Source organism: Rhodopseudomonas sp. P1 (assembly GCF_039642825.1).
Taxonomy (GTDB): domain Bacteria; phylum Pseudomonadota; class Alphaproteobacteria; order Rhizobiales; family Xanthobacteraceae; genus Rhodopseudomonas; species Rhodopseudomonas palustris_H.
The window spans coordinates 20,215-47,207 of record NZ_CP088006.1 but is presented as its reverse complement, the minus strand read 5'-3'; the positions used below and the strand labels follow the sequence as shown (position 1 = coordinate 47,207).

The 26,993-nt window shown below is 66.0% G+C and carries 22 protein-coding genes and 1 riboswitch; of the genes, 16 read left to right on the top strand and 6 right to left on the bottom strand.

All coding sequences use genetic code 11. The features are described from left to right. Window positions 1-263 precede the first annotated feature (263 nt). The 5 genes from rpmI (at window position 264) to pheT (ending at window position 5,458) form a co-directional block, all read left to right on the top strand. Entirely contained in the window at window positions 264-464 is a 201-nt protein-coding gene (gene rpmI / locus LRC39_RS00205; RefSeq protein ID WP_011155610.1) for a 50S ribosomal protein L35, read from the top strand. Between the two features lie 83 nt (window positions 465-547). Next, complete coding sequence (gene rplT, locus LRC39_RS00200) at window positions 548-907, top strand: 50S ribosomal protein L20 (protein ID WP_011155609.1); 360 nt, start codon at window positions 548-550, stop codon at window positions 905-907. A 143-nt stretch (window positions 908-1,050) separates the two neighbouring features. Further along, window positions 1,051-2,133: a phenylalanine--tRNA ligase subunit alpha gene (pheS, locus tag LRC39_RS00195; protein ID WP_107342313.1), complete on the top strand. Its 1,083-nt coding sequence runs from the start codon at window positions 1,051-1,053 to the stop codon at window positions 2,131-2,133. A gap of 237 nt (window positions 2,134-2,370) precedes the next feature. Next, on the top strand, window positions 2,371-2,910 hold the full coding sequence (locus tag LRC39_RS00190) for an endonuclease domain-containing protein (protein ID WP_346295969.1): 540 nt from the start codon (window positions 2,371-2,373) through the stop codon (window positions 2,908-2,910). Window positions 2,911-3,046: 136 nt separating this feature from the next. Continuing rightward, a complete protein-coding gene (gene pheT / locus LRC39_RS00185; protein WP_346295968.1) occupies window positions 3,047-5,458 on the top strand; it encodes a phenylalanine--tRNA ligase subunit beta in 2,412 nt (803 codons plus the stop codon). 6 nt (window positions 5,459-5,464) lie between these two features. Here pheT and LRC39_RS00180 read toward each other — a convergent pair whose 3' ends face one another. Further along, window positions 5,465-6,922 carry a flavin monoamine oxidase family protein gene (locus tag LRC39_RS00180; protein WP_346295967.1) on the bottom strand — a complete coding sequence of 486 codons (1,458 nt, stop codon included), beginning with the start codon at window positions 6,920-6,922 and terminating at the stop codon, window positions 5,465-5,467. A gap of 348 nt (window positions 6,923-7,270) precedes the next feature. On the opposite strand from LRC39_RS00180, the gene LRC39_RS00175 reads away from it, so the two are divergent. Further along, window positions 7,271-8,155 carry a YiiX/YebB-like N1pC/P60 family cysteine hydrolase gene (locus LRC39_RS00175; RefSeq protein ID WP_346295966.1) on the top strand — a complete coding sequence of 295 codons (885 nt, stop codon included), beginning with the start codon at window positions 7,271-7,273 and terminating at the stop codon, window positions 8,153-8,155. 3 nt (window positions 8,156-8,158) lie between these two features. Here LRC39_RS00175 and LRC39_RS00170 read toward each other — a convergent pair whose 3' ends face one another. Continuing rightward, window positions 8,159-8,731 carry a thermonuclease family protein gene (locus tag LRC39_RS00170; protein WP_346295965.1) on the bottom strand — a complete coding sequence of 191 codons (573 nt, stop codon included), beginning with the start codon at window positions 8,729-8,731 and terminating at the stop codon, window positions 8,159-8,161. A gap of 86 nt (window positions 8,732-8,817) precedes the next feature. Continuing rightward, entirely contained in the window at window positions 8,818-9,036 is a 219-nt protein-coding gene (locus LRC39_RS00165; RefSeq protein WP_107346360.1) for a DUF1674 domain-containing protein, read from the bottom strand. 152 nt (window positions 9,037-9,188) lie between these two features. Between LRC39_RS00165 and LRC39_RS00160 the strand changes: the two genes are divergently transcribed. The 3 genes from LRC39_RS00160 to purH all read left to right on the top strand — a co-directional run bounded on the left by LRC39_RS00160 (window position 9,189) and on the right by purH (window position 14,402). Then, the gene (locus LRC39_RS00160) at window positions 9,189-10,541 is read left to right on the top strand and encodes an RsmB/NOP family class I SAM-dependent RNA methyltransferase (RefSeq protein ID WP_346295964.1); all 1,353 of its coding nucleotides are present in this window, start codon (window positions 9,189-9,191) and stop codon (window positions 10,539-10,541) included. A gap of 337 nt (window positions 10,542-10,878) precedes the next feature. Continuing rightward, complete coding sequence (locus LRC39_RS00155) at window positions 10,879-12,594, top strand: heparinase II/III family protein (protein WP_346295963.1); 1,716 nt, start codon at window positions 10,879-10,881, stop codon at window positions 12,592-12,594. 111 nt (window positions 12,595-12,705) lie between these two features. After that, window positions 12,706-12,787: riboswitch (ZMP/ZTP riboswitch) on the top strand. A 25-nt stretch (window positions 12,788-12,812) separates the two neighbouring features. Next, window positions 12,813-14,402, top strand: coding sequence for a bifunctional phosphoribosylaminoimidazolecarboxamide formyltransferase/IMP cyclohydrolase (purH, locus tag LRC39_RS00150; protein WP_164572402.1), 1,590 nt, complete (start codon window positions 12,813-12,815; stop codon window positions 14,400-14,402). A 208-nt stretch (window positions 14,403-14,610) separates the two neighbouring features. On the opposite strand, the gene LRC39_RS00145 is transcribed toward purH, so the two are convergent. After that, entirely contained in the window at window positions 14,611-15,699 is a 1,089-nt protein-coding gene (locus LRC39_RS00145; protein ID WP_346295962.1) for a 3-deoxy-7-phosphoheptulonate synthase, read from the bottom strand. 215 nt (window positions 15,700-15,914) lie between these two features. Beyond that, the gene (locus tag LRC39_RS00140; RefSeq protein WP_346295961.1) at window positions 15,915-17,312 is read right to left on the bottom strand and encodes an MFS transporter; all 1,398 of its coding nucleotides are present in this window, start codon (window positions 17,310-17,312) and stop codon (window positions 15,915-15,917) included. 105 nt (window positions 17,313-17,417) lie between these two features. On the opposite strand from LRC39_RS00140, the gene ggt reads away from it, so the two are divergent. The 3 genes from ggt (at window position 17,418) to LRC39_RS00125 (ending at window position 21,490) form a co-directional block, all read left to right on the top strand. Then, complete coding sequence (gene ggt, locus LRC39_RS00135; RefSeq protein WP_346295960.1) at window positions 17,418-19,151, top strand: gamma-glutamyltransferase; 1,734 nt, start codon at window positions 17,418-17,420, stop codon at window positions 19,149-19,151. A gap of 135 nt (window positions 19,152-19,286) precedes the next feature. Continuing rightward, complete coding sequence (locus LRC39_RS00130; RefSeq protein WP_346294990.1) at window positions 19,287-20,249, top strand: IS5 family transposase; 963 nt, start codon at window positions 19,287-19,289, stop codon at window positions 20,247-20,249. A 365-nt stretch (window positions 20,250-20,614) separates the two neighbouring features. After that, window positions 20,615-21,490 carry an SDR family oxidoreductase gene (locus LRC39_RS00125; RefSeq protein WP_346295959.1) on the top strand — a complete coding sequence of 292 codons (876 nt, stop codon included), beginning with the start codon at window positions 20,615-20,617 and terminating at the stop codon, window positions 21,488-21,490. 206 nt (window positions 21,491-21,696) lie between these two features. Here LRC39_RS00125 and LRC39_RS00120 read toward each other — a convergent pair whose 3' ends face one another. Further along, window positions 21,697-22,365: a glutathione S-transferase gene (locus LRC39_RS00120; RefSeq protein WP_346295958.1), complete on the bottom strand. Its 669-nt coding sequence runs from the start codon at window positions 22,363-22,365 to the stop codon at window positions 21,697-21,699. 215 nt (window positions 22,366-22,580) lie between these two features. Between LRC39_RS00120 and LRC39_RS00115 the strand changes: the two genes are divergently transcribed. From LRC39_RS00115 to ccoN, 4 genes are all read left to right on the top strand, one after another. Next, window positions 22,581-23,183, top strand: a complete 603-nt coding sequence (locus tag LRC39_RS00115; RefSeq protein WP_107353674.1) for a 2-hydroxychromene-2-carboxylate isomerase — start codon at window positions 22,581-22,583, stop codon at window positions 23,181-23,183. A gap of 119 nt (window positions 23,184-23,302) precedes the next feature. Further along, a complete protein-coding gene (locus tag LRC39_RS00110; protein ID WP_346295957.1) occupies window positions 23,303-24,040 on the top strand; it encodes an SDR family oxidoreductase in 738 nt (245 codons plus the stop codon). Between the two features lie 72 nt (window positions 24,041-24,112). Beyond that, a complete protein-coding gene (gene panE / locus LRC39_RS00105) occupies window positions 24,113-25,033 on the top strand; it encodes a 2-dehydropantoate 2-reductase (protein WP_346295956.1) in 921 nt (306 codons plus the stop codon). A 312-nt stretch (window positions 25,034-25,345) separates the two neighbouring features. Then, window positions 25,346-26,992, top strand: coding sequence for a cytochrome-c oxidase, cbb3-type subunit I (gene ccoN / locus LRC39_RS00100; RefSeq protein WP_107342297.1), 1,647 nt, complete (start codon window positions 25,346-25,348; stop codon window positions 26,990-26,992). Window position 26,993 lies beyond the last annotated feature (1 nt).

The window sequence follows — 26,993 nt, the reverse complement described above, 5'->3', positions numbered from 1 at the left end:
CTTTCTTTGCCTTGGCGTTCACCCGTCGTTCGGCAGGACGCGTCGGCGGCGCTCGATCTTCCGCCTTACACGTTGCCAACGGGCCTCCGCTCTGCCATAAGCGCAGCCTTCATCGCCCGGCTGATCAAGGGCTGCCGTGGCGATGGCCCTGCCGACCTGCCTCGATCTTGAGAATGGTCGTGCAATTTCAACGCTCTAACGAGCATGTCCGCCGCCGCAGAGCGCCCCCGGGGCGCTTTTCGCGCGTGGCAAAGGAGAGCCAAATGCCCAAGTTGAAGACCAAATCGGGCGCCAAAAAGCGCTTCAAAGTGACCGCCACCGGCAAGGTGATGTCCGCCCAGCGTGGCAAGCGCCACGGCATGATCAAGCGTACCAAGAAGCAGATCCGTCAGCTTCGCGGCACCCGCGCGATCTTCAAAACCGACGGCGACAACATCAAGAAGTATTTCTTGCCGAACGCCTGACCGTTCACGCCGCGCCCTGCGCGGCAGCCTCATCGGGCCGCATCGCGGCCGTCCAAACCAAATTCAGATGAAGGAGATCAGTCATGGCTCGCGTTAAACGCGGTGTGACGGCTCACGCCAAGCATAAGAAGGTCTACAAGCTCGCCAAGGGTTATCGCGGTCGTCGGAAGAACACGATCCGCACCGCCAAGGCTGCGGTCGACAAGGCCGGCCAGTACGCGTTCCGCGATCGCAAGCGCAAGAAGCGGACGTTCCGCGCGCTGTGGATCCAGCGCCTCAATGCCGCGGTGCGTCCGTTCGGCATGACCTACAGCGTGTTCATCAACGGCCTGTCGAAGTCCGGCATCGTCGTCGACCGCAAGGTGCTGTCGGATCTCGCGATCAACGAGCCGGCGGCGTTCCAGGCGATCGCCGAGAAGGCCAAGGCTGCGCTCGCGGCCTGAGGTTCATTCGAGGCCGCATCGGCGGCCCCGACGTTCAACGGGTTGACCGTCATCGCCGGGCTTGACCCGGCGATCCATCTTTCGAGAAGCGATGGATGCCCGGGTCAAGCCCGGGCATGACTTCTTGAGGGGAACGGCGGCTCATGTCCAATCTCGAAAACCTGCAATCCCAAATCCTCGCCGATATCGCGGCGGCTTCAGACGAGGCCGCGCTCGAAGCGGTCCGTGTCGGAGCGCTCGGCAAAAAGGGCTCGATCTCGGCACTGCTCGCCACGCTCGGCAAGATGGACCCCGAGCAGCGCAAGACCGAGGGCGCGGCGATCAATCGGGCCAAGGAAGCGGTGACCGAGGCGCTGACCGCCCGCCGCGACGTGCTGAAGGCAGCCGCGCTCGACGCCAAGCTCGCCGCCGAAACCATCGACGTCACCTTGCCGATGCGCGAGCCCGCCGCCGAGCAGGGCCGGCTGCATCCGCTCAGCCAGGTGTGGGATGAGCTCACCGCGATCTTCGCCGACATGGGCTTCTCGATCGCCGAAGGTCCGGACATCGAGACTGACGACTACAACTTCACCAAGCTGAACTTCCCCGAAGGCCATCCGGCCCGGGAGATGCACGACACCTTCTATTTCAACCCGAAGGAAGACGGCTCGCGCCTCTTGCTCCGCACCCACACCTCGCCGGTGCAGGTCCGGACCATGCTGTCGCAGCGGCCGCCGATCCGGGTGATTTGTCCCGGCCGCACCTATCGCAGCGACTCGGACCAGACCCACACGCCGATGTTCCATCAGGTCGAAGGCCTGGTGATCGACAAGGGCAGCCATCTCGGCCACCTGAAGTGGATTCTGCACGAGTTCTGCAAGGCGTTCTTCGAAGTCGACAACGTCAATATGCGGTTCCGGCCGTCGTTCTTCCCGTTCACCGAGCCGTCGTTGGAAGTCGATATCCAGTGCCGCCGCGGCAAGGACGAGATCCGGTTCGGCGAAGGCGAAGACTGGCTGGAGATTCTCGGCTGCGGCATGGTGCACCCGAACGTGCTCACTGCCTGCGGCCTCGATCCGGACGAGTATCAAGGCTTCGCCTGGGGCATGGGCATCGATCGCATCGCGATGCTGAAATACGGCATGAGCGACCTGCGGCAACTGTTCGAAGCCGACGTGCGCTGGCTCAATCACTACGGCTTCAAGCCGCTCGACATCCCGACGCTGGCGGGCGGATTGAGTTCGTGAGTTGGATGTGCGCTGGCGCCGTGCTCGGCGCAAGTGCCCTCACCCCAGCCCTCTCCCGCAAGCGGGAGAGGGGGCCGGCCGCGGCCTGTGGGAGCTACGCGGCTGAACTCGGACGCTGATAGTTGAAAACGATCTGTTGTTGAAATGATTGAAGCCCTCGCAACCCGGCACGGCGAACTCCCTCTCCCGCTTGCGGGAGAGGGTTGGGGTGAGGGCGAGGCGGGGACGGAGCTTGCGATGGACGATTCGAAGCAGCCGACGCCGAAACCGAGCTGGAACGTCTCCCCGGGCCAGCGCCGCCACGCGCGCGAGCTGCGCAAGAAATCCACCGATGCCGAGCGGCTGATGTGGGGCGAGCTGCGTGACAAGCGCCTCAACGGCTTCTCGTTCAAGCGCCAGGTGCCGATCGGGCCGTACATCGCCGACTTCGCCTGCCACGCGAAAAAGCTGGTGGTCGAGATCGACGGCGGGCAGCATTTCTCGGACGACAGTGAGCGCGAAGATGCCGCGCGCACTGCGGCGATCGAGGCGCGCGGATTTCGGGTAATCCGCTTCAGCAATGCCGAGGTGATGGGCAATCGTGAGGGCGTATTGCAGAGCATTGCGACCGAGCTTGCGGTAAGGGCCCTCACCCCAACCCTCTCCCGCAAGCGGGAGAGGGAGCGCGCCGAGCGCGAGGAGAAATCGCGGCCTACACAAAATGCTTCAAAGCGACGGCCTACACGCAGCACGCAGCACGCAGCACCCGTCATCCGACGATTCGGACTAACCATATGACCCGCAGCCCCTCCATTCGGCATGGCCGGCTCCCTCTCCCGCTTGCGGGAGAGGGGTGGGGTGAGGGTGACGCGGGCACGACCTTGAGCATTCAGCACGACGCGCGCACCGCGCTGCCAGACGGAAGTAACAACCGATGAAACTCACCCTCTCCTGGCTGAAAGATCATCTCGACACCGACGAGCCGCTGGAAAAGCTCGCCGACAAGCTCACCATGATCGGGCTCGAGGTCGAGGGCATCGAGGACAAGGCGAAGGTGCTGGCGCCGTTCATCATCGCCAAGGTGCTGACCGCCGCCAAGCACCCCAACGCCGACAAGCTGCAGGTCTGCACCGTGGACGTCGGTGACGGCGGCGCGCCCGTGCAGGTGGTTTGCGGCGCGCCGAATGCGCGCGCCGGCCTCGTCACCGTGTTCGCGCCGCCCGGCACCTATATTCCGGCCAAGGACTTCACGCTCGGCATCGGCAATATTCGCGGCGTCGAAAGCCGCGGCATGCTGTGCTCCGCGGCCGAGCTGGAAATCTCCGAAGATCACGACGGCATCATCGAGCTGCCGGCCGATGCGCCGGTCGGGACGCCTTATGCCGCCTGGGCCGGGCTCGGCGATCCGGTGCTCGACATCAACCTGACGCCGAACCGGCAGGACTGCGCCGGGGTGCATGGCATCGCGCGCGATCTCGCCGCCGCCGACATGGGCAAGTTCAAGGACCCGGGCATCAAGCAGATCAAGGGCGAATTCCCTTGCCCGGTCAGTGTCACGGTCGAAGACAGCAAGCTGTGCCCCGGCTTCGCGCTGCGGTTGGTGAAGGGCGTCAAGAACGGCCCGTCGCCGGAATGGCTGCAGAAGCGCCTGACGGCGATCGGGCTGCGCCCGATCAACGCACTGGTCGACATCACCAACTACCTGACGTTCGATCGCTCGCGCCCGCTGCATGTGTTCGACGCCGCCAAGGTGAAGGGCAATCTGGTGGTGCGCCGCGCCAAGGACGGCGAGACGCTGCTGGCGCTCGACGGCCGCACCTACACGCTCGATTCGTCAGTCTGCGTGATCGCCGACGATCACGGCGTCGAATCGCTCGCCGGCATCATGGGCGGTGAGGTGTCCGGCTGTTCGGCCGAGACCACCGACGTGCTGATCGAATCGGCGCTGTGGAACGAGATCAACATCGCCCAGTCGGGCCGCAAGCTCGGCATCAATACCGATGCGCGCTACCGCTTCGAGCGCGGCGTCGATCCGGCCTTCATGCTGCCCGGGCTCGAACTCGCCACCAAGCTGGTGATGGAGTTCTGCGGCGGCACGCCGTCGGACGTGGTCGTGGTCGGCAATCCGTTCGCCGACGACAAGATCATCGACTTCCCGCTCGCCGAGGTGAAGCGGCTGGCCGGCATTGAAGTGTCGCTCACCGAGATCCGCCGCATCCTCAATCATCTCGGCTTCACGGTCGTCGGTCAGGCGCCGGTGGTGAAGGTCGCGGTGCCGTCGTGGCGCAGCGACGTCCACGGTAAGGCCGATATCGTCGAGGAAATCGTCCGGATCGTCGGCGTCGACAAGGTGCCGCTGACGCCGTTCGAGCGTGGCGATGCCCCGCGCAAGCCGGTGCTCACCCAGATCCAGAACCGCACCCGCCGCGCCAAGCGTGCGCTGGCGGCGCGCGGCCTGACCGAGGCGGTGACCTGGTCGTTCATCTCCAAGCCGTTCGCCGAGGCGTTCGGTGGCGGCCAGCCGGAGCTTGCGCTCGCCAATCCGATCGCCTCCGATCTCTCCGACATGCGGCCGAGCCTGCTGCCCGGCCTGATCGCAGCCGCCCAGGCCAACGCCGATCGCGGTTCGGCCGATCTGGCGCTGTTCGAAGTTGGGCAGGTGTTCAAGGGCGACCGGCCGCAGGATCAGTTCATGGCTGCGAGCGGCGTCCGCCGCGGCGTTGCGTCCTCCGCAGGCCTCGGCCGGCATTGGTCGGGCTCGGCGCAGGCGACCGCGCTCGATGCCAAGGCCGATGCGTTCGCGGTGCTGGCTGCGGCCGGTGCGCCGATGGCGGGTCTGCAGATCGCCACCAACAAGCTGCCGGCCTGGCTGCATCCGGGCCGCTCTGGAGCGATCCAGATCGGGCCGCAGAACGTGCTCGGCTATTTCGGCGAGCTGCATCCGCGGGTGCTCGAACAGCTCGGGGCCGACGGCCCGCTGGTGGCGTTCGAGGTTATCCTGGAAAAGATCCCCGATCCGAAGCAGCGGCCGACCCGCGCCAAGCCGGCGCTGGAATTGTCTGCGTTCCACCCCGTGTCGCGCGACTTCGCCTTCATCGTCGATCGCAAGGTTGCGGTTGCCGATATCGTCCGCGCCGCGCAGGGCGTCGACAAGAAGCTGATCACTTCGGTCAGCGTGTTCGACGTCTATGAAGGCAAGGGCATCGATCCCGACAAAAAGTCGGTGGCGATCGCCGTGACGCTGCAGCCGCGCGACAAGACCATGACCGATCAGGAGATCGAAGCGGTCGCGGCCAAGATCGTGGCGGAAGTCACCAAGAAGACCGGCGGCAGCCTGCGCGGCTGAGGCCGCTCAGCGCCACCACGACGGCGTGCCGCTCGCGGTGGCGGGCGGGCGCTGCTCGCGCTGACGCTGCGGTTCGCGCCGCGGCTTCTGTTTGCGTGCGGGCTTCTCCGGCGCGGGCTCCTTGACGGCGCCGATCTTTTTCAGCGCAGCGTCGGCGGCGCGCTCGCCGGATTCCCAGGCGCCCTGCACCGTGCCGAACAGCGTTTCGTGGGTCGCTTCGCCGGCAAAGAACAGATTGCCGAGCGGCTCGCCCAGCACCTTGCGCGACGGCTGGCCGCCGGGCTCCGCAGCCGACATTGCGCCCAGCACGTAGGGCATCTCGTTCCAGCGCGTCACCGCCTTGCGCTCGACGGCGCCCGCGATGTCGCTGCCGAACAGCTTGCCGAGCCATTCGATCGCGAAATCCTGCATCGCGGCTTCGCCCTGCGCGGCGAGCTGGCGCCCGAACGAGCCGGCGACGTCGACCGTGCACAGCGAGGTCCCGCCGATATTGCCCATCAGCGTCGCGGTGCGGATGTCGTCGGCGCGTTCGATGATGGTCTCGTCCCGCGACAGCCCGAGCGGGTTACCTTTGAACTGCAGCGCGATCCGGTCGGTGCTGCCGAGGCTCAGCCGCGCTGCGGCGTCGAGCTGCCGTTTCGGCAGTTCGGGCGAGAACGCCAGATTGCCCGAGGTCAGCACGTTGGTCGATGCGGTGACGATGATGGCGCGCGCGCCAATCCGGCCGGCCGCGGTTTCGACCGCGAGGTCGCGCCCGCTCCAAACGATCCGTTTCACCGGCGTCGACAGTGCAATCGGCAGCGAGGAGGCGAGCTGAGTCAGCAGACTGCCGACGCCCTGCGGGCAGCCGAGCAGCGCGGTGCGGTCCAGCGTCCGCGCCGCATCCATCGCCGACAGCGCGCGCAGGTCCTTGCTGGTGGTCGCAGGGCCCAGCACATATTCGATCGTCGCGGCCCAATCGCCGAGATCATTCGGCAGCGCGGCTGCGCAAGAAATATCGGCCTTGCCGCGTGACGCATCGCTGATGGCGCGGCTGGCACGGACGTAGGCCGCGAGAAAATCCTCGGTCTCGCGCGAGCGGGCGTTGCGGCGTCCGATCCTGACCTTCTGGCCGGGGGCGACCGGTGTCACCGCAAAGCCGGAGCTGCGTGCCAGCCGGACCAGCGGGTTGCTGTCGGGGTTGTGCAGCCAGCGCGCGCCGCGGTCGAACGGCGCTGCGAAGCTGGTGGTATCGGTGACGCAGCGGCCGCCGATCTCCGAGGCGGCCTCGACCACGACCACCTTGCGGCCGGCCGCCACGATCCGCCGCGCCGCCGCGATTCCGGCGGCGCCGGCGCCGACCACCACCACCTCCGCCTCGCGCGGCAGAGCGGCGTTCGCCCGCCCGCACAACACGGGCAGCAACGCAAGGCCGGCAGTGGCGCCGAGCAGGCCCTCGAGCAGGCTGCGTCGCGAAATCGTCATGGCATGGTTTCCGAAAGCTTGGAGGCGGCCGAGGCGATCGACCGAAGCGGCCAATGGCGGCCGGCGCGGCGACTATCCGGTGGGGCGACGGCACGGCGTCCCGCGACTGTGACCAATGTGTTGAACTCCGTCGCGTTTTGCGTCGTCCGCCGACTGTTTCGGCGGTGCCGCACTGCCCGGCCGACCGCGTCAACTTGCCGGAATCGCCTCCGACCGGCAACCGTTCGTGGTGAACGATGCGTAACTGCGCGAGGAACCAGATGAACTAAACTGCAACGGCTTTGCTCGACGATCGTCCACGAACGCGATGTGACGATGTCGCAGTAGGGATCCCGCAGGAGCGCAGCAATGGGTGTGGTGCTCGAGACCATCGGCAAGTTGATCGCCAGCTACTTGCAGAAGGAAGAGCCCGGCTATGAGCCGTTCACCCCGAGCGATCCCGACCATCTACGTACCATCATGGAGCCGGGCGATGTCCTGCTGGTCGAGGGCAACAGCCGGATCGCCGGCATCATCAAGTATCTGACTCAGTCGACCTGGTCGCACGCCGCGCTCTATGTCGGGCCGATCGATGGCGTGACCGAGCCGGACGGCGAGCCGCACGTGCTGGTCGAGGCCAATATCGGCGAAGGGGTGAGTTCGTCGCCGCTGTCGCGGCACCTTGCCTACCACACGCGGGTGTGTCGCCCCGTCGGCCTTTCTTATGAGGACCGCCACACGGTGTGCCGCTACGCGATCAATCGCATCGGCTTCGGTTACGACACCAAGAACATCATCGACCTGATGCGCTATCTGGTGCCACTGCCGCTGCCGCAGCGTTGGCGCCGCCGCATGATTGCGCTCGGTTCGGGTGACCCGACCAAGATCATCTGTTCGGCGCTGATCGCGCAGGCGTTCGAGGCCGTGCGCTATCCGATCCTGCCGAAGATCACCAAGGCCGGTAGCCGTGCCGCACGTCGCGAGATCCTGCACATCCGGCACTCGTCGCTGTACATGCCGCGCGATTTCGACATCTCGCCGTATTTCGAGGTGGTGAAGCCGACCATCGTCAACGGCTTCGACTACACCGCGCTGCATTGGGCCGACAAACCGAAGCCGGTCGCAGAGAATGACGGCCCGTTCACGCCACCGATCGATGAGTCCGAAACTGCGCCGTCGCTGGTGACGCAGACCGCCGAGGCCGATGCGACCCTCGATCTCGCCGGGCCGCAGCAGCTCGGCGCAGTCGCCTAAACCTCAGCGGCCGTCGCACCAGCCATCGCGATGTCCGCCGCCATAGGCGCGGGCATAGCCGCCGTCGAGCAGTGCGTTCGACACGCTGGCGGTGCGTTTGGTCGCAACGTCCGCCACGACGCGGCCCTGATATTTGTCGGGGCCGATGTTGTAGATCGCGACCTCGCCCTCGGCGAGCAGCCGGCGCAGCGCCTCGGCGGCGGCTTCGGCCATCCGCAATTCGCGGGCACATTGCGCCTTCAGCTCCGGCGCATCGATGCCGCGCAGCCGCACCCGCGTGCGCAGGTCCGTGCCCGGCCACAGATGCACCCGCGCATCGAAGGTGTCGCCGTCGATGGTGTACAGCACGTCGACCGGATGCCGGGTGGCCGGGTTGCCGGCGCGCCGCCACACCGTCTCGCTGTCGTTATCGATCCCCTGCGAGGCCGGCGGCTGCAGCCACGGCAGGTGCAGCCAATGCCGTGCAGGCAGCATCGTGCCGGCAGCAACGCCGAGAACGAACACCCACGGCCACAGCCGGCTGCGCCAGGGCAGCCGCGAAATCCGGACCGGATTCGTTCTCGGGTGTGGGGACATATTCCTATGATAGCCCGAGTCGGCAGATGCCGCAACAATCCCGCGCAATCACCGGTTGCGGTGGCCCGTGACGCCCTGCCAAAGCCTCAGAAGTCCGACGCGATGCCTTTGACTTCCCAGTCGCCGTAGCGGGTCGGCTCGGGCCCCTTCGGACCCTGGACTTCCTTGGCGCGCGCTTCGGCGTGCTTGGCGGCTTCGACGCGGCGGGCTTCGGCTTCGGCGAGGGCGCGCTTGGCCGCTTCGGGGAGATCCTTGCGCGGCGGGGCGGCATCCGTCGGGGCGGATTTCGGATCGGGGTTTGTCATCGGCGGACGCCTTTCTTCATCGCGCGGGGCGCAGGCCATCACCGGCAGGTGCGACGGCGATTCTTACATTTGGCATATTCGAATGCCATCCACGGCAGACCAGCGCGCGGCCTCGCGCGGCGTCTCTCCTCCTGCTGTGATACCCTCAATCCATGCCTGCTCCAAGATTCGCCCAAGCTTCCGAGGTGCCCGGCCTCGCTGCGCGCCGCATTGCCGCGGACATTCTGGATGGGGTGCTGCAGAAGCGCCGTATGCTCGACGACCAGCTCGAAGGCCCGGCTGCGCATCCGGGTCTGAAGACGCTGTCGGATCGTGACCGTGCGCTGATGCGCCGGCTGGTGGCGACCATCCTGCGCCGGCTCGGAACGCTGGAAGGGCTGCTCGCCAAGCTGCTCGATCGCGGCGTGCCGACCGACGCGCCGCGCGCCAAGAGCGCGTTGTTGATCGGCGCCGCGCAAATTCTCTGGATGGACGTGCCGGACCACGCCGCCGTCGATCTGTCGGTAAGGCTGGTGCAATCCGACCGTCGCGCCGCCAAATATGCCGGCCTCGTCAACGCCGTGCTGCGCCGTTGTGCGCGTGAGGGCCTGCCGCTGGTCGAGGAACTGGCGGCCGGCACGCCCGACGTGCCGCAATGGCTGCTGGCGCGCTGGAGCGAACATTATGGCGCCGACACCGCGCGCGCGATCGCGCAGGCGATCAGCCACGAACCTTCGCTCGACCTCACGGTGAAATCCGACCCGGCGCATTGGGCAACCCGGCTGCATGGCGAAGTGCTGCCGACCGGCACCGTGCGCACGCTGCTGCAGGGCTCGGTGCGGATGCTGCCGGGCTTTGATGAAGGCCAGTGGTGGGTGCAGGACGCTGCGGCCGCGCTTCCGGCCCGGCTGTTCGGCGATATCGTCGGCAAGAGCGTCGCCGACCTTTGTGCGGCCCCCGGCGGCAAGACGGCGCAACTCGCCGCTGCCGGTGCCCGGGTCACGGCGATCGACCGCTCGCCCGCGCGCGTGGCGCGGTTGCGCGAAAATCTGGCGCGGCTGTCGCTCGAGGTTGAAACCGGCGTGGCCGATGCGGCCGAATGGCGGGGCGATGCGACCGCCGAGTTCGACGCGGTGCTGATCGACGCGCCCTGCGCCTCGACCGGCACGATCCGGCGCCATCCCGACGTCGCCTGGCTGAAGCAGGAGAGCGACATTGGCGCGCTCGCTGCGGTTCAGAACCGGCTGTTGAAGAAGGCGGCGTCGCTGCTGCGGCCCGGCGGTACGCTGGTGTACTGCACTTGCTCGCTCGAGCCCGAGGAGGGCGAGCAGGCGATCGCCGCGCTGCTCGACGCCGACCCGTCGATGCGGCGGCAGCCGATCGATCCGGCGGAAGTCGCCGGTCTCACCGAGATCGTCACGGCTGACGGCGCGCTGCGGACCCTGCCGTGTCATCTGCCGCACAGCGATCCGCGGCTCGCCGGGCTCGACGGCTTCTACGCTGCACGGCTGGTGAAGTCGTTGTAATCCTTCGAGATTAGCCGCCTGTGGAACGTGGCGCAGCAGCGCCCGTCCACATTCGCCTATCGCCAGGGTGTGTGAACGCCAATTCCAGATTAAAAGGATTCGCAACGAATTTTCGTTAACTTGAGGTTGCTTTGGTCCAGAACAATCTTTCGTCTCCGCTGCGCGCATGTCTGCAGAGCCGTTTCAGTCGAAGCTGTACCGGACTGGACGATTGTCCGACGTCTTGCGCGGACTGACGTCGGCCGTCCGCAGGGGGCAGCAACGTGATGCGTACCAACGACCCGGGGCTCTAGCGCAGGTGTCGGCCGCGCCCCGCAGAGGAATTTCGACGCTGATCGTGGGCCGCTTCGCGCGGACCGTGATGGCGCGCGCCTCCAGTGGTTCGGTGGCGGTGACCCGGTTGTGGCCCGGTCGCACCGATCGGCTGATCATCGCGCCGCATGATTTGCGCACCGCCGATGCGACCCGCGCCGCCGAAATCTATGCGGGCCGCTTCGTGTTTGCGGGCAAGATCGTCACCTGCCACGGCCGCTCGATTTTCGATCTCGAACCGCCTTCCGACGATTGGGAAGCCGCGCTGCTTGGATTCGGCTGGCTGCGCCATCTGCGCGCCGCCGACACCGCGATCACCCGGGCCAACGCCCGTTCGCTGGTCGACGACTGGCTCAGCAACATGTCGCGCACCGGCCCGGTCGGCCGGCGGCCGGACGTGTTGGCGCGGCGGGTGATCTCGCTGCTGTCGCAGGCGCCGCTGGTGCTGTCCGACACCGACGGCAAGTTCTATCGCCGTTACTTGCGCGGCCTGACTCGCGAAATCCGCGCGCTGCGCTACGCGCTGCTCGATGTGCAGGACGGTGTGCCGCGGCTGCAGGTGCTGATCGCGCTATGCTATGCGTCGCTGTGCCTCGCCAATCAGGCACGTCAGATCCGCGGCGCCACCAAGAAGCTGTCGGACGAGCTGCAGCGCCAGATCCTCCCGGACGGCGGCCATATCTCGCGCAATCCGAGCGCGCTGATCGAATTGTTGATCGACCTGTTGCCGCTGCGCCAGACGTTTGCGGCCCGCAACATCGCGCCGCCGCCGGCGCTGCTCAACGCGATCGACCGGATGATGCCGATGCTGCGGTTCTTCCGGCACGGCGATGGCAATTTCGCGCTGTTCAACGGCATGAGCGCGACGCCGTCGGACCTGCTGGCGACGCTGTTGGCCTACGACGACAGCCAGGGCACGCCGCTCGCCAGCATGCCGCATTCCGGCTACCAGCGGATCGATGCCGGCACCACGCTGGTGATCGTCGATGCCGGCACCCCGCCGCCCGCCAATGTCAGCCAGGAGGCGCACGCCGGCTGCCTGTCGTTCGAATTGTCGTCGGGCCCGTGCCGGATCGTGATCAACAGCGGCATGCCGACCACCAATCGCGAAAGCTGGCGCGGCTTTGCCCGTTCGACGGTGGCGCACTCCACCGTCACCTGCCACGACACCTCGTCCTGCAGCTTCGTCGAGCGCACGGCTATGAAGCGCTTCCTGCACGGCGCGCCGGTGGTCGGCGGTCCGCGCCAAGTCGAGAACCGCCGCGAAGAAGTCGCCGGCGGCGTGCTGCTGACGACGTCGCATGACGGCTACCGCGACAAATTCGGCGTGCTGCATCGGCGCGTCCTGGTGGTGAAGCATGACGGCAGCCGGGTCGACGGTGAGGACAGCCTGTCGCCGATGCAGGGTGGCCGGCACCGCGCCGCGCAGGCCGATTACGCCGTGCGCTTCCATTTGCACCCGCTGGTCAAGGCCAGCCGTCTGCACGATGCCCGCGGTGTGATGCTGGTGTTGCCCAATCGCGAGGTCTGGACCTTCGAGGCGGCCGACGACAAGGTCGATCTCGAAGAGACCGTGTTCCTGGCCGGCAATGACGGACCGCGGCGCTCGACCCAGATCGTGATCCGGCAGAATTCGATCGAGGCGCCGAACGTGCGCTGGAGCTTCATCCGCTCCAATGCGTCGCCGCAGGCGACCAGCGCCCGCCGCGCCGCCCGCCACGAGCCCGAGCTGCCGCTCTGAGGCGTTGTCCCGGCGACGGGAATAGCGGTTCGCCAGCAAAACCCGACAAATCCGCAAGGCTGAACGACCTTGGTCGCCGTTGTGGCAGTCGGCGAAAACTGCTAACCAACGCCCGCCTCGCGCGACTGGCGACCTAGGATGGAGCACCATCGGGAAGCGCGGGACGTATCCGCCGCGCGCCTGGGCATATGTTTCCTTCCATCAGAGGATCTTGCCCCATGACTAAGCCGCGCCGCGTCACCCGTGCCCTTCTGTCCGTTTCCGATAAGACCGGTCTGATCGATTTCGCCAAGGCGCTCGTTGGCCACGGCGTCGAGCTGGTCTCGACCGGCGGCACCGCCAAGGCGATCGCCGCCGCCGGCCTGCCGGTGAAGGACGTCTCTGATCTGACCGGCTTCCCCGAGATGATGGACGGCCGGGTCAAGACCCTGCACCCCAAGGTGCATGGCGGCCTGCTGGCGATCCGCGACAATGCCGAGCACAACAAGGCGATGGCCGATCACGGCATCGCGCAGATCGACCTGCTCGTCGTCAACCTCTATCCGTTCGAAGCCACCGTCGATAAAGGCGCCGGCTACGAAGACTGCATCGAGAATATCGACATCGGCGGTCCGGCGATGATCCGCGCCGCGGCCAAGAATCACGACGATGTCGCCGTGGTGGTCGAGGCCAACGATTATCAGGCGGTGCTCGACGAGCTGACCGCCAACAACGGCGCGACCACGCTGAATTTGCGCAAGCGCCTCGCCGCTAAGGCCTATGCCCGCACCGCGGCTTACGATGCGGCGATCTCCAACTGGTTCGCGCTGCAGCTCAAGACCGACGCGCCGGACTTCCGCGCGATCGGCGGCCGGCTGATCCAGTCGCTGCGCTACGGCGAAAACCCGCACCAGACCGCGGCGTTCTACGCCACCCCGGAGAAGCGTCCGGGCGTTGCCACTGCACGCCAGGTGCAGGGCAAGGAGCTGTCCTACAACAACATCAACGACACCGACGCCGCGTATGAGTGCGTCGGCGAGTTCGATGCCAAGCGCACCGCGGCCTGCGTCATCGTCAAGCACGCCAACCCCTGCGGCGTCGCCGAAGGCGCCAGCCTGCTCGATGCCTATCGCAAGGCGCTGGCCTGCGATTCGGTGTCGGCGTTCGGCGGCATCGTGGCGCTCAACCGCACCCTCGATGCGGAAGCCGCGCGCGCCATCACCGAGATCTTCACCGAGGTGATCATCGCGCCCGATGCCACCGAGGAAGCGATCGCGATCGTCGCGGCGAAGAAGAACCTGCGGCTGCTGCTGGCGGGCGCGCTGCCCGACCCGCGCGCCAACGGCCTGACCTACAAGACCGTCGCCGGTGGCCTGCTGGTACAGAGCCGCGACAATGCGGTGGTCGATGACATGGCGCTGAAGGTCGTCACCAAGCGGCAGCCGACCGAAGCCGAGCTGCGCGACCTGAAGTTCGCGTTCCGCGTCGGCAAGCACGTCAAGTCCAACACCATCATCTACGCCAAGGACCTCGCCACCGTCGGCATCGGTGCCGGTCAGATGAGCCGCGTCGACTCCGCCCGCATCGCCGCCCGCAAGGCGCAGGATGCGGCGGCCGAGCTGAAGCTCGCGGCGCCGATGACCAAGGGTTCGGTCGTCGCTTCGGATGCGTTCTTCCCGTTCGCCGACGGCATGCTGGCCTGCATCGAAGCCGGCGCCACCGCGGTGATCCAGCCCGGCGGCTCGGTCCGCGACGACGAAGTGATCAAGGCTGCGGACGACGCCGGCATTGCCATGGTGTTCACCGGCACCCGGCACTTCCGGCACTAACACGCTCCGACGGCTTTCCGTCTCACTTGGTTGCTCCCGAACTCCGTCATGGCCGGGCTTGTCCCGGCCTCCACGCCTTGTCTGAGTTTCAGTCAGCAAGGCGTGGATGCCCGGCACACGGCCGGGCATGACGTGGGGACGCGAAAGTGCCCGCTGCTGAAGATCGCAGTTCGGGGTAGCTGCGAACGGTTGCCTTCCGCTTAGCTGATCACGCCGCAGCACCTTCCTGCTGAGCGGCACGGAGCGTAGCTCGCCGGCTCTCGACCGCTTCCGCCAGCTCGTGCAGCACCGTCTCCGTGGTCGCCCAGTCGATGCAGCCGTCAGTGATGCTCTGGCCGTATTGTAGCGGCCGACCCGGCACCACATCCTGCCGACCAGCGACCAGATTGCTCTCGATCATCACGCCGATGATGCGGTTCTCGCCCGCCGCCAATTGGCGTCCGACATCGGCCGTGACCTTCGGCTGGTTGTCCGGCTGCTTGCTGCTGTTGGCGTGGCTGGCGTCGATCATCAGTCGCGGCGCCAGGCCGATCTTGCCGAGCACTGCCGCGGCGGCTTCCACACTTGCGGCATCGTAGTTCGGCGTGACGCCGCCGCGCAGAATGACGTGGCAGTCGCTGTTACCAGTGGTGGCCGCGATCGCATTGCGCCCGCCCTTGGTCACCGCCATGAAGTGATGCGGTTGCGCCGCGGACTTCACCGCCTCCGCGGCGATCCGGACATTGCCGTCGGTGCCGTTCTTGAAGCCGATCGGGCAGGATAGCCCCGACGCGAGTTCGCGGTGGATCTGGCTTTCGGTGGTACGCGCGCCGATCGCGCCCCAGGCGACGAGATCCGCGATGTACTGCGGCGTGATCAGATCGAGGAATTCGGTGGCGGCCGGCAGGCCGAGATTGTTCACGGCCGACAGCACTTCACGCGCCAGCCGCAGTCCCTTGTCGATCCGGAAGCTGCCATCGAGATCCGGGTCGTTGATCAGGCCTTTCCAGCCCACCGTGGTGCGCGGCTTTTCGAAATACACCCGCATCACGATCTCGAGCCGGTCGGCCAGGGTCTCGCGCAGCGCCGCCAGACGATTGGCATAGTCCATGGCCGCGGCCGGATCGTGAATCGAACAGGGGCCGACGACGACGAGCAGCCGGTCGTCGGCTCCGGCCAGGATGGCGTGAATCGCGCTGCGGCTTGCCGCGACGGTGCGTGTCGCGGTCAGTGTGCGCGGAATCTCGCCCATCACTTCGGCGGGCGTACTCAGTTCGGTGATTTTCTGAAGGCGAAGGTCGTCTGTTGTGGTCAACACGGCAGTTTGCTCCTGTTCAGGAGACCTGCCGGCTCAAACGAAAAAGCCGCCAGGTCTGGCGGCTTGTCGGATCTCTATGCTGCAATCTTCAGATCGCGCGAAATCCTCCCGCCGCCAGCGAGCTGCTAAAATAAAAGTACCAGTACGAGGCGGTCAGGTGGATCATGCCCGCTCCTATAGACCAGGTCGGCGTGTTTGTCCACGCACCGGCGCGATCAGTCCGCCGAGCCCCGAACCTGGGTCAGCAGCGCCAATCCGGCGACGAAGAACAGCACCAGCACGGCCATGCCGGCCTTCTGGCTGCTCGCCAGCGCCGTGACGGTCGCGATCAGCAGCGGGCCGATGAACGAGGTCACTTTGCCGGTGAGGGCGAACAGGCCGAAATACTGGGCGATCCGGTCCCGTGGGGCGATCCTGATCAGCAGCGTGCGCGATGCCGCCTGCAGCGGTCCGCCGGCGATGCCGATCAGGCAGCCGAGCAGCAGGTAGGCGCGTTCGGCAGGTGAGGCGAACAGCGCCGCGCCCGGTTGCGGCGGTGTTACTTCGATCAGCAAGACACGGCTGGGATCGATCAGCAGGATGCCGGCAATTGCGACCAGCAGGAGGAGCAGCGAGCCGGCAATCACCCGTTTGGACCCGAACGCATCGTCGAGTCTGCCGCCGACGAATGCGCCGATGGTGGCGGCGATCGCCAGGATGATGCCGAAGGTGCCGATCTGGATCGTGGTCCAGCCGAAGGTGCCGGTGGCGTAGATGCCGCCGAACGCAAACAGCGACACCAGGCCGTCGGTGTAGATCATGTTGGCGAGCAGAAAGATCGCCAGCGAGCGCCGTCGCGGCAGGTCGCGCAGCGTTTCGGCGAGCTCGCGCAGGCCCTCGCGGATCGCGGCGCGCGGCGCCAGCTTGGCGGGGAAGTCCGGCGTCAGCAGAAACATCGGCAGCACGAACACCACGAACCACGCCCCGGTGAGCGGGCCGCTGATCCGGTCGCCTTCGTGCTGCGCCGGATCAAGTCCGAACCACGGCGCAAGGCCGAGCAAAGTCTTGCCGGTCTCCGGGCTGGCGGCCAGAAAGCCGAGCACCAGGACGAGCGACACGATGCCGCCGACATAGCCGGTCGCCCAGCCGGTCCCTGACAGGCGGCCGATCTTCTCCGGCGGCACCAGGTTGGGCATCATCGCGTTGTTGAACACGGTGGCGAATTCAACACCGATGGTGGCGATCGCGTAGGCGATCAGCAGCGGCAGAATCGTATGTGGTTCGCCCGGCTTGCCGAACCACATCAGCATCGATCCAATCACCAGCATGGCGCCGAACAGCGCGATCCACGGCTTGCGCCGGCCGCTGGCATCCGCGATCGCGCCGAGGACAGGCGATGCCAACGCGATGACGAAACCGCTGGCGGCGGTGGCGAAGCCCCACAGCGATTGGCCGGTCGCTGGATCGGGCGCCACGTAGGTGGCGAAATAGGGCGCGAAGATAAAGGTCGTGATCAGCGTGAAGTACGGTTGAGCCGCCCAGTCGAACAGGATCCAGCCGATGACGGCGCCCTGCGACGGATAGCGGATCGGTTCACGAGTTTGCGCGATGCCTTCCGCGACAGATGACGACATCTTGTTCCTTCCGCGGGCCGGACCGCGTTTTGCCTCGCGGCTTCGATTGCCTATAGGATTCGTCCGGCGCGTGGCAGCCTGCGCCGCAGAAATCGGAGCCGCTCGATGATCACACTGCGCGTCCCGCAACGCATTTTGATGACGCTGGCCGTGCTGGTGCTGGTGCTGAGCCCGCTCGCCGCGCCGGCGCAGGATATGCGCAGCGGCATGGCGCGCGGGCCGGCCCAAGCGGTGATCGCCAAACACGGCATGGTAGTGGCGCAGGAACGGTTGGCTGCGGAAATCGGCGCCAGCTTTTTGTCCCGTGGCGGCAATGCGATCGATGCCGCGGTGGCGACCGGCTTCGCCATGGCAGTCACCTATCCGCGCGCCGGCAATCTCGGCGGCGGCGGCTTCATGGTGATCCATTCCGCGGCGAAGAATGAGGACGTGGCGATCGACTATCGCGAAACCGCGCCGCAGGCCGCCACCCAGGACATGTTCCTGACGGGCGGCAAACCCGACCCGGACAAATCGCGCAAATCCGCGCTCGGCATCGGCGTTCCCGGCACCGTGGCTGGGTTGGCCCTGGCGCTCGACAAATACGGCTCCGGCAAGTTCAAGCTCGCGGACGTGATCGCGCCAGCGATTGCGCTGGCTCGGGACGGCATCATCATCGCCGACGACACCGCCGATACGCTGCCGGATTGGCACGCCTGGCTGTCGCGCTGGCCTTCCACCCGTAGGGTGTTCGCGCGTCCCGACGGCTCGCCGCTGCAGGCCGGCGACAGACTGCTGCAGCCGGATCTGGCTGCGACGCTCGAAGCCATCGCCAAACAGGGACCGGACGGGTTCTATCGCGGCCCGGTCGCCGGGAAGTTATCGCGCGGCATTCGCGAGGCCGGCGGGTTGATCACGCCGGAGGATCTCGCCGGCTATCAACCGATGCTGCGCCCGCCGCTGCGTGGCAGCTACCGCGGCTACGATATCGTGGCGATGCCGCAGCCGTCGTCCGGCGGCGTGGTGCTGATCGAGAGCCTGAACATCCTGGAAGGCTACGCGATGCGCGACCTCGGGCAGGGCACGCCGCCGTCGCTGCATCTGTTGATCGAAGCGATGAAGCGCGCCTATGCGGATCGCGCCCGCTATCTCGGCGATCCCGCCTTCAGCGCGGCACCGGTCGCGAAGCTGTTGTCGAAGGACTACGCAGCCAGCCTGCGCGCCGGGATTGATCCGCAACGGGCCACGCCGGTCGCTGAGCCGCTGCCGCAGCCGCGCGAGGGCCAGAACACCACGCACTTCTCGGTCGCCGATGCCGACGGCAATGCGGTCAGCAACACCTACACGCTCAACTTCTCTTACGGCGTCGGGCTGGTGGCGGATGGCACAGGCGTCTTGCTCAACAACGAACTCGATGATTTCACCGCGGCTCCTGGTGCGTCCAATGCCTATGGTCTGGTCGGCTTCGCCGCCAACCTGCCGGCGCCCGGCAAACGGCCTTTGTCATCGATGTCGCCGACGATTCTGCTGAAGGACGGCAAGCCGGTGCTGGTCACCGGCTCGCCCGGCGGCAGCCGGATCATTTCGGCGGTGCTGCAGGTGATCGTCGACGTGATCGATTACCGGATGAATGTCGCCGACGCCGTCGCGGCGCCGCGGCTGCATCATCAGTGGCTGCCGGACGAGGTGCGGGTCGAAGGCGGCTTTCCCGACGCGACCCTGGACGCACTCCGCGCCATGGGCCACCGCGTCGTCACTCCGCTGGGCCAGACCTCGGCGAACTCGATCCTGATCGACGCTGGCGGCTTCCACGGCGCGCCCGATCCTCGCACGCGGGGCGCGACGGCGGCGGGGAATTGATCGCTGGTAGGTAGTAACCGAGGCGACACCTCTCCGCACGCGCTGTACGCTCCCTCTCCCGCAAGCGAGACCTCTGCAAAACCTGACTGTTCTATCCAGATGTGATTCACTTGCGCTTAGTCGGAGGTGAACGGGATGGCGCAGGACAGTTTCATTGAGGCTTTGCTGCCGGCGGGCTTTGGGCGCAACGAGCGGCTGGAGCGCATTTCGGGCCTGCTCGATTGGGGCCGTCTTGCCGTCCTGATCCGGAAGGTGCGGCCGGGCGAGACCGGTCGGCCGCCCTACGAGCCGCTGACAATGTTCAAAGCCTTGTTGCTGCAGCAGTGGTACGGACTGTCCGACCCCGGTCTCGAAGAGGCCCTGCTCGACCGAGTTTCGTTCCGGCGCTTCTGCGGGTTCGCGCTGGATGCGCAGACACCCGACGAGACGACGCTTTGCCGGTTTCGCAATGCCTTGCAGCAGGCCGGCCTGGGAGACGCCCTGTTTCAGGAAGTTCTCCGGCAGCTCGAAGCGGCTGGATATGTCTTGAAGACAGGGACTTTGATCGACGCAACCCTGGTTCAAAGTTCAGGGCGGACGCCTGCCTCGGGATCGACCCCGCGCGAGGTCGAGAGCCGCTCGTCACACGATCCGGAAGCCAACTGGACAAGGCAGGGCCCCAAGCGCCAGCTGTTCTTCGGCTACAAGGCGCACATCGCAATCGATCAGGGATCGGGGCTGATCCGGGCCCGCAAACTGACCGGGGCGAAGACGTATGAGAGCCAAGTCGCCGACGATCTCGTCCTCGGCGACGAGAAGGCGGTCTATGCCGACAAGGCCTACGAGAAGCGTGCGCGCCGCCAAGCCCTCAAAGCTCGTGGCATCAAGGATCGCATCCAGCATCGTCGCAACAAACACCAGAAGACGCTGCCGCGATGGCAGGCCGTACGCAACAAGCTGATCGGGCGCGTGAGGCAGGCGATCGAACGGACCTTCTCGCAACTCAAAGGCCGCTACGGCTTCACCCGCATGCGCTACGCCGGCATCACCGCCAACGCATTCCACCTCGATCTAATCTCGATCGCCTACAACCTGCGAACCGCAGCCGCCATCCGCTGACCAATCTCCGGCCACGGCGGCCGAAACCGCCGCTCGCAGCCAAATCGCATCACGCCATCACCCCTCCAGCTGCCAACTCGCCAAATCAACAAGTTTCGCAGAGGTCTCGCTTGCGGGAGAGGGCCGGGGTGAGGGTGCCCCAGGCAATGAGCTAACGACTTGCTCAATCCAAGATCGAAGCGCGCGCTGCGACTCGCGGCTGCCCTCACCCCAACCCTCCCCGCAAGCGGGGGAGGGAGCTCGCCGCGTGGGCGCCGAAGGCTTCGGCTTGCACGGGTCGTTCAACGTCTCGCCGCAAGCGGATGCAGCGGCGCCCTGCTAATCTGTTCGGCCATTCGATTTGGGCGACCAGGAGGCTGCATCAGATGGCATCACTGCAAGGCAAGACGCTGTTCATCACCGGGGCGAGCCGGGGTATTGGGCTCGCGATCGCGCTGCGGGCGGCGCGGGATGGCGCCAATGTGGCGATCGCCGCCAAGACCACCGAGCCGCATCCGAAGCTGAAGGGGACGATCTACACCGCCGCCGAGGAGATCGTTGCGGCTGGCGGCAAGGCGCTGCCTCTGGTGTGTGACATTCGCGATGAAGCGCAGGTGATCGACGCGATCGGCAAGACGGTGGCGGAGTTCGGCGGCATCGACGTCTGCGTCAACAATGCCAGTGCAATCAGCCTGACGAATTCGCAGGCCACCGAGATGAAGCGCTACGACCTGATGATGGGGATCAACACCCGCGGGACCTTCATGGTGTCGAAATACTGCATTCCGCATCTGAAGAAGGCCGCCAATCCACACATCCTGATGCTGTCGCCGCCGCTCGACATGAAGGCGAAGTGGTTCGCGGCGTCGACCGCCTACACCATGGCGAAGTTCGGCATGAGCATGGTGGCACTCGGTCTCTCGGGCGAACTGAAGCACGCCGGCGTTGCGGTGAATGCGCTATGGCCGCGCACCACGATCGCCACGGCGGCGGTCGGCAATCTGCTCGGCGGCGACGCGATGATCCGCGCCAGCCGCACGCCGGAGATCATGGGCGACGCCGCCCATGCGATCCTGACCAAGCCGTCGCGCGAATTCACCGGCCAGTTCTGCATCGATGACAGCGTGCTGTATGAGGCCGGGTTGCGCGACTTCGAGCCATATCGCGTCGATCCGAGCGTGCCGCTGATGTCGGACTTCTTCGTGCCGGATGACAGCGTTCCGCCGCCCGGCGTCACCGTCACGCCGCTGCCGATGGGGTAGGCTCTCCCCAAGCACAGCGCGCTCCCTCTCCCGCCTGCGGGAGAGGGTTGGGGAGAGGGCGACGCGGACGACGACCTCTCGATGTCGATGAAGAGAGGTGCGGCAGGTGCTGTGCCTGGGGCGCCCTCACCCCCGCCCTCTCCCGCAGGCGGGAGAGGGAGCTGTCGTGCTTGGCGCGTCGGTCGTTGCTCTATTCGAAGCTGCTATTACGCCTTGCCGATTTCGTACGGCCCGCCTTTTTCAAGCGCGCGGTTGTAGGCGGGGCGGGCGTGGATGCGGTCGAGCCAGGCCTGCGCCTTGGGGTAGCGCTGATCGAGGCCGCCGCGTGAGGCGGCGGCTTCCAGCGGGAAGCTCATCTGGATGTCGGCGGCGGTGAATTCGTCGCCGGCGAAATACGCGGCCTTGCCGAGTTCGCTCTCCCAATAATCCATGTGCAGCTTGAGCTGCGGATCGACGAAGCCGGTCAGCGCGCCGGACGCCACCATCTTCACCAGCGGCCGCACCAGCGCCGGGGCGCGCTGCGGCATCATCGAGAACAGCAGCTTGAGCAGCAAGGGCGGCATCGCCGAGCCCTCGGCATAGTGCAGCCAGTAGGTGTAGCGCAGCCGCTCCGGAGTGTTCGGCGGCGGGATCAGCCGGCCGTCCCCATAGGTGCCCACGATGTATTCGATGATCGCGCCGGACTCGGCGATGGTATTGCCGTTGTCGGTGATCACCGGGGATTTGCCGAGCGGATGCACGGCGCGCAGCTGCTTCGGCGCCATCATGTCCGGCTGACGCTGATAGCGCTTGATCTCGTAAGGGGTGCCGAGCTCCTCCAGGAGCCACAGCACGCGTTGCGAGCGAGAGTTGTTGAGGTGATGGACGGTCAGCATGTCGCGAAGATCCCGGATGTCTGTCAGTGATTGAAGCGGCACCAGCCGTGAGAACGCGCTTCGCCTTAGCAGAGTTTCCGCGGCGCGGGACATCACAGTTCCGAAGGTCGCGAACGCCGCTTGCGACCCGGTTGATCGGTCGCAGCAGACGCGCTACGGTTGGTATGGAATGACGATAATCATATAAGGCGACCTCGCCGCTGCCGGAGGAGATCATGACCCAGCCCGCCCCGCAATTCCTATTCGACTTCGGCAGTCCCAATGCTTTCCTGGCCCACGAGGCAATCCCGGCGATCGAGCGGCGGATCGGCGTCAAGTTCGACTACGTGCCGGTGTTGCTCGGCGGTATCTTCAAGGCGACCAACAACAAATCCCCGGCGGAGACGCTGGCCGGCATCAAGAACAAGCGCGAATTCCACGCGCTCGAAACCGAGCGCTTCCTGAAGCGCTACGCGGTCAAGCCGTATGTCTGGAATCCGCATTTCCCGGTCAACACCCTCAACCTGATGCGGGCCGCGGTCGCAGCGCAGCTCGACGGCGTGTTCGACCAATACGTCGAGGCCGCGTTCCACCATATGTGGGTGGAGCCGAAGAAGATGGACGATCTCGAAGTCGCCGCCGCGGCGCTGTCGTCGTCGGGGCTCGACGGCAAGGCGCTGCTGACCCGCGCGCAGGAGCCGGAGGTGAAGGCGAAGCTGATCGCCAACACCGAAGACGCCGTCCAGCGCGGCGCGTTCGGCTCGCCGACCTTCTTCGTCGGCACCGAGATGTTCTTCGGCAAGGAACAGCTCCGCGACGTCGAAGAGATGTACGGCTAGCGTCAATCGATCTCCCGTCAATGCGAGGAGCGAAGCGACGACGCAATCCAGTCGCTCCGTGCTGAGAACGTGGATTGCTTCGCTTCGCTCGCAATGACGAGCTTGAGGGAGACGCCAGCATGACGCCACGCAACGCAACCGTCGCGGTGATCGGAGCCGGCGATTACATCGGGGCGGAGATCGCCAAGAAGTTTGCCGCCGAGGGCTTCACGGTGTTCGCCGGCCGGCGCAACGGCGAGAAGCTTGCGTCGCTGGTGGCGGAGATCGAGGCGGCCGGCGGCCGCATCGTCGCGCGGTCGCTGGATGCCCGCAAAGAGGACGAGGTGACGGCGTTCTTGAACGATGCCGACGCTCATGCGCCGCTCGAGGTGACGATCTTCAATGTCGGCGCCAACGTCAATTTCCCGATCCTGGAGACGACCGATCGGGTGTTTCGAAAAGTGTGGGAGATGGCGTGCTGGGCCGGCTTCGTGTCGGGACGGGAGTCGGCGCGGCTGATGCTGGCCCGCGGGCAGGGCAAGATCTTCTTCACCGGCGCGACCGCGTCGCTGCGCGGCGGCTCAGGCTTTGCGGCATTCGCCTCCGCCAAATTCGGGCTCCGCGCGGTGGCGCAGTCGATGGCGCGTGAGCTGATGCCGAAGAATATCCATGTGGCGCATCTGATCATCGATTCCGGCGTCGACACCGCCTGGGTGCGCGAGCGCCGCGAGCAGATCTTCGGCAAGGATGCGCTCGCCAACCCGGATCTGCTGATGCCGCCGGCGGCGGTCGCCGGTGCGTACTGGCAGCTTTATCAGCAGCCGAAGAGCGCCTGGACGTTCGAGATGGAAATCCGTCCCTACGGCGAGAAGTGGTGAGGGGTATGCCGGCATCGCGCTCGTAGCGGCTGCGCGATCCGGCTAAGACTCGCGAAAATTCGGGAGGACGTGATGCGGATTCTGATCGTTGGTGCCGGCGCGATCGGCGGATATTTCGGCGGGCGCCTGCTGCAGGTCGGCCGTGACGTCACGTTTCTGGTACGGCCGGGCCGCGCGGCGGAATTGGCGCGCGACGGGCTGGTGATCAAGAGCCCGCACGGCGACGCGCAAATCGCAAATCCGCCTGCGCTGCAGGCTTCGGCGCTCGCTCCCGACTACGATCTGGTGGTCCTGAGCTGCAAGGCATTCGACCTCGACGACGCGATCGCTTCGTTCCGGGGCGGTGTCGGGCCTCGCACCACGATTCTGCCGCTGCTCAACGGCATGAAGCATCTCGATGTGCTGGACGCTGCATTCGGCCGCGACCGCGTGCTCGGTGGCCAATGCGTGATTGCGGCGACGCTCGATGCGCAGCGCCATGTCGTCCAGCTCGCGCCGATGAGTGCGATCACCTTCGGCGAGCGTGACGGCGCGATGTCGGAGCGCGTGACGCAGATCGCCGCCGCGCTCGGCGGCTGCGACTTCGGCGTCAACGCCTCGCCGGTGATCATGCAGGAGATGTGGGAGAAGTGGGTGTTTCTGGCGACGCTCGCCGGATCGACCTCACTGATGCGGGGCGCGGTCGGCGACATTCTTGCCGCCCCCGGCGGTGCCGACTTCATGCTCGGGGTTTTCGACGAGATCACCACGATTGCGGCGGCGGCCGGCCATGCGCCGCGCCAAGCCTCGGTCGAACGCACCCGGGGCATGCTGCTCGCCGAAGGCTCGACGCTGACGGCTTCGATGTTTCGCGACATCCAGGCCGGCGCCCGGATCGAAGCCGATCACGTGATCGGCGACCTCATCGTCCGCGCCGATGAGGCGAAGGTTCCGGTACCGCGGCTGCGGGTGATCTACACCCACCTCAAGACCTATGAACGGCGTCGTCCCTGACGACCGCCAGACGGGTTTTCCCGCACTGCGGAAGCGAATGAAAGTCATTCGCTGAGTCGCGCCTCATTCTTTGGTCGAACGTTCCATTTGGGGTGTTCGTCCGTCCTCGTACGCAGCCGAGGGCAGCCCACGCAAGTCGCGATGGTTCTTGCAATTTCGAGGCATTTCATCGAAAAGCAGCAAGTGTCGATCGCACCGCACAAAACGCGCGTCGTCGTGGCGCAAATTTGGGCATTTTGATTTCAATCAAACGTGCGGTCCCGAAACCGGGGATGGTGCAGTCACCTGCCCGCCGAAGAAAAGATTGATCAGATGAATCAAGCCCTGAATTCGAAGCGGATCACCCTTGGCGAGGGTGGTCTCACGGTCGTGTTCGCATTGACCACGATCCTGTCCATCTACGCGGCGATCTACGCCAAGGATGCTCCCTTCGCATTTCATGCCGCGCTCGCGGCCGCGTTCAGCGCCTGGGCGGTGTTCGCGATCATCGTTCGGCATCGCAGCCGTTCGGGCCTGCCGCCGCAGGAAATCAACGGCGCTCCGAATTACAATCTCGGGCCGATAAAGTTCCTCTCCTTTATGGCAATGTTTTGGGGCATCGCCGGTTTCTCGGCTGGCCTCTACATCGCCCTGGAACTCGCCTATCCGGGCCTGAACATCGCCCAGTGGGTCAATTTCGGCCGGCTTCGTCCGCTGCACACTTCGGCGGTGATCTTCGCGTTCGGCGGCAACGTGCTGCTGGCGACCTCGTTCTACGTGGTGCAGAAGACTACCCGGGCCCGGCTCGCCGGTGACCTCGCGCCGTGGTTCGTGGCGATCGGCTACAACTTCTTCATCGTCATCGCGGGCACGGGCTATCTTCTGGGCGTCACCCAGTCGAAGGAATACGCCGAGCCGGAATGGTACGCCGACCTGTGGCTGACCATCGTCTGGGTCACCTATTTGCTGGTGTTCCTGGCCACCCTGATGAAGCGCAAGGAACCCCACATCTACGTGGCGAACTGGTTCTATCTCGCCTTCATCATCACCATCGCGGTGCTGCATCTCGGCAACAACCCGACTCTGCCGGTCAGCTTCCTCGGCTCAAAGTCCTACATCGCCTGGTCGGGCGTGCAGGACGCGATGTTCCAGTGGTGGTACGGCCACAACGCGGTCGGCTTCTTCCTCACCGCCGGCTTCCTTGCCATCATGTACTACTTCATCCCGAAGCGGGCTGAGCGGCCGGTCTATTCCTACCGGCTGTCGATCATCCACTTCTGGGCGCTGATCTTCCTGTACATCTGGGCCGGTCCGCACCACCTGCACTACACCGCGCTGCCCGACTGGACGCAGACCCTCGGCATGACCTTCTCGATCATGCTGTGGATGCCCTCATGGGGCGGCATGATCAACGGCCTGATGACGCTGTCGGGCGCCTGGGACAAGCTCCGCACCGACCCCGTGCTGCGCATGATGGTGGTGTCGGTCGCCTTCTACGGCATGTCGACCTTCGAAGGTCCGATGATGGCGATTAAGGCGGTCAACTCGCTCAGCCACTACACCGACTGGACCGTCGGTCACGTCCACTCCGGCGCGCTCGGCTGGGTCGGCTTCGTCTCCTTCGGTGCGCTGTACTGCCTGGTGCCGTGGGTCTGGGGCCGCAAGCAGCTTTACAGCATCCGCCTGGTGAACTGGCACTTCTGGATCGCGACCCTCGGCATCGTCCTCTACATCTCGGCGATGTGGGTGTCGGGCATCCTGCAAGGTCTGATGTGGCGTGCTTACACCTCGCTCGGCTTCCTCGAATACTCGTTCATCGAGTCGGTCGAAGCGATGCACCCCTTCTATGCCATCCGCGCCGCCGGCGGCGGCCTGTTCCTGATCGGCGCGCTGATCATGGCCTACAACCTCTGGATGACCGTCCGCGTCGGCGAACGGTCCGAGGCCCAGCCTCGCGTCGCCCTGCAGCCTGCCGAGTAAG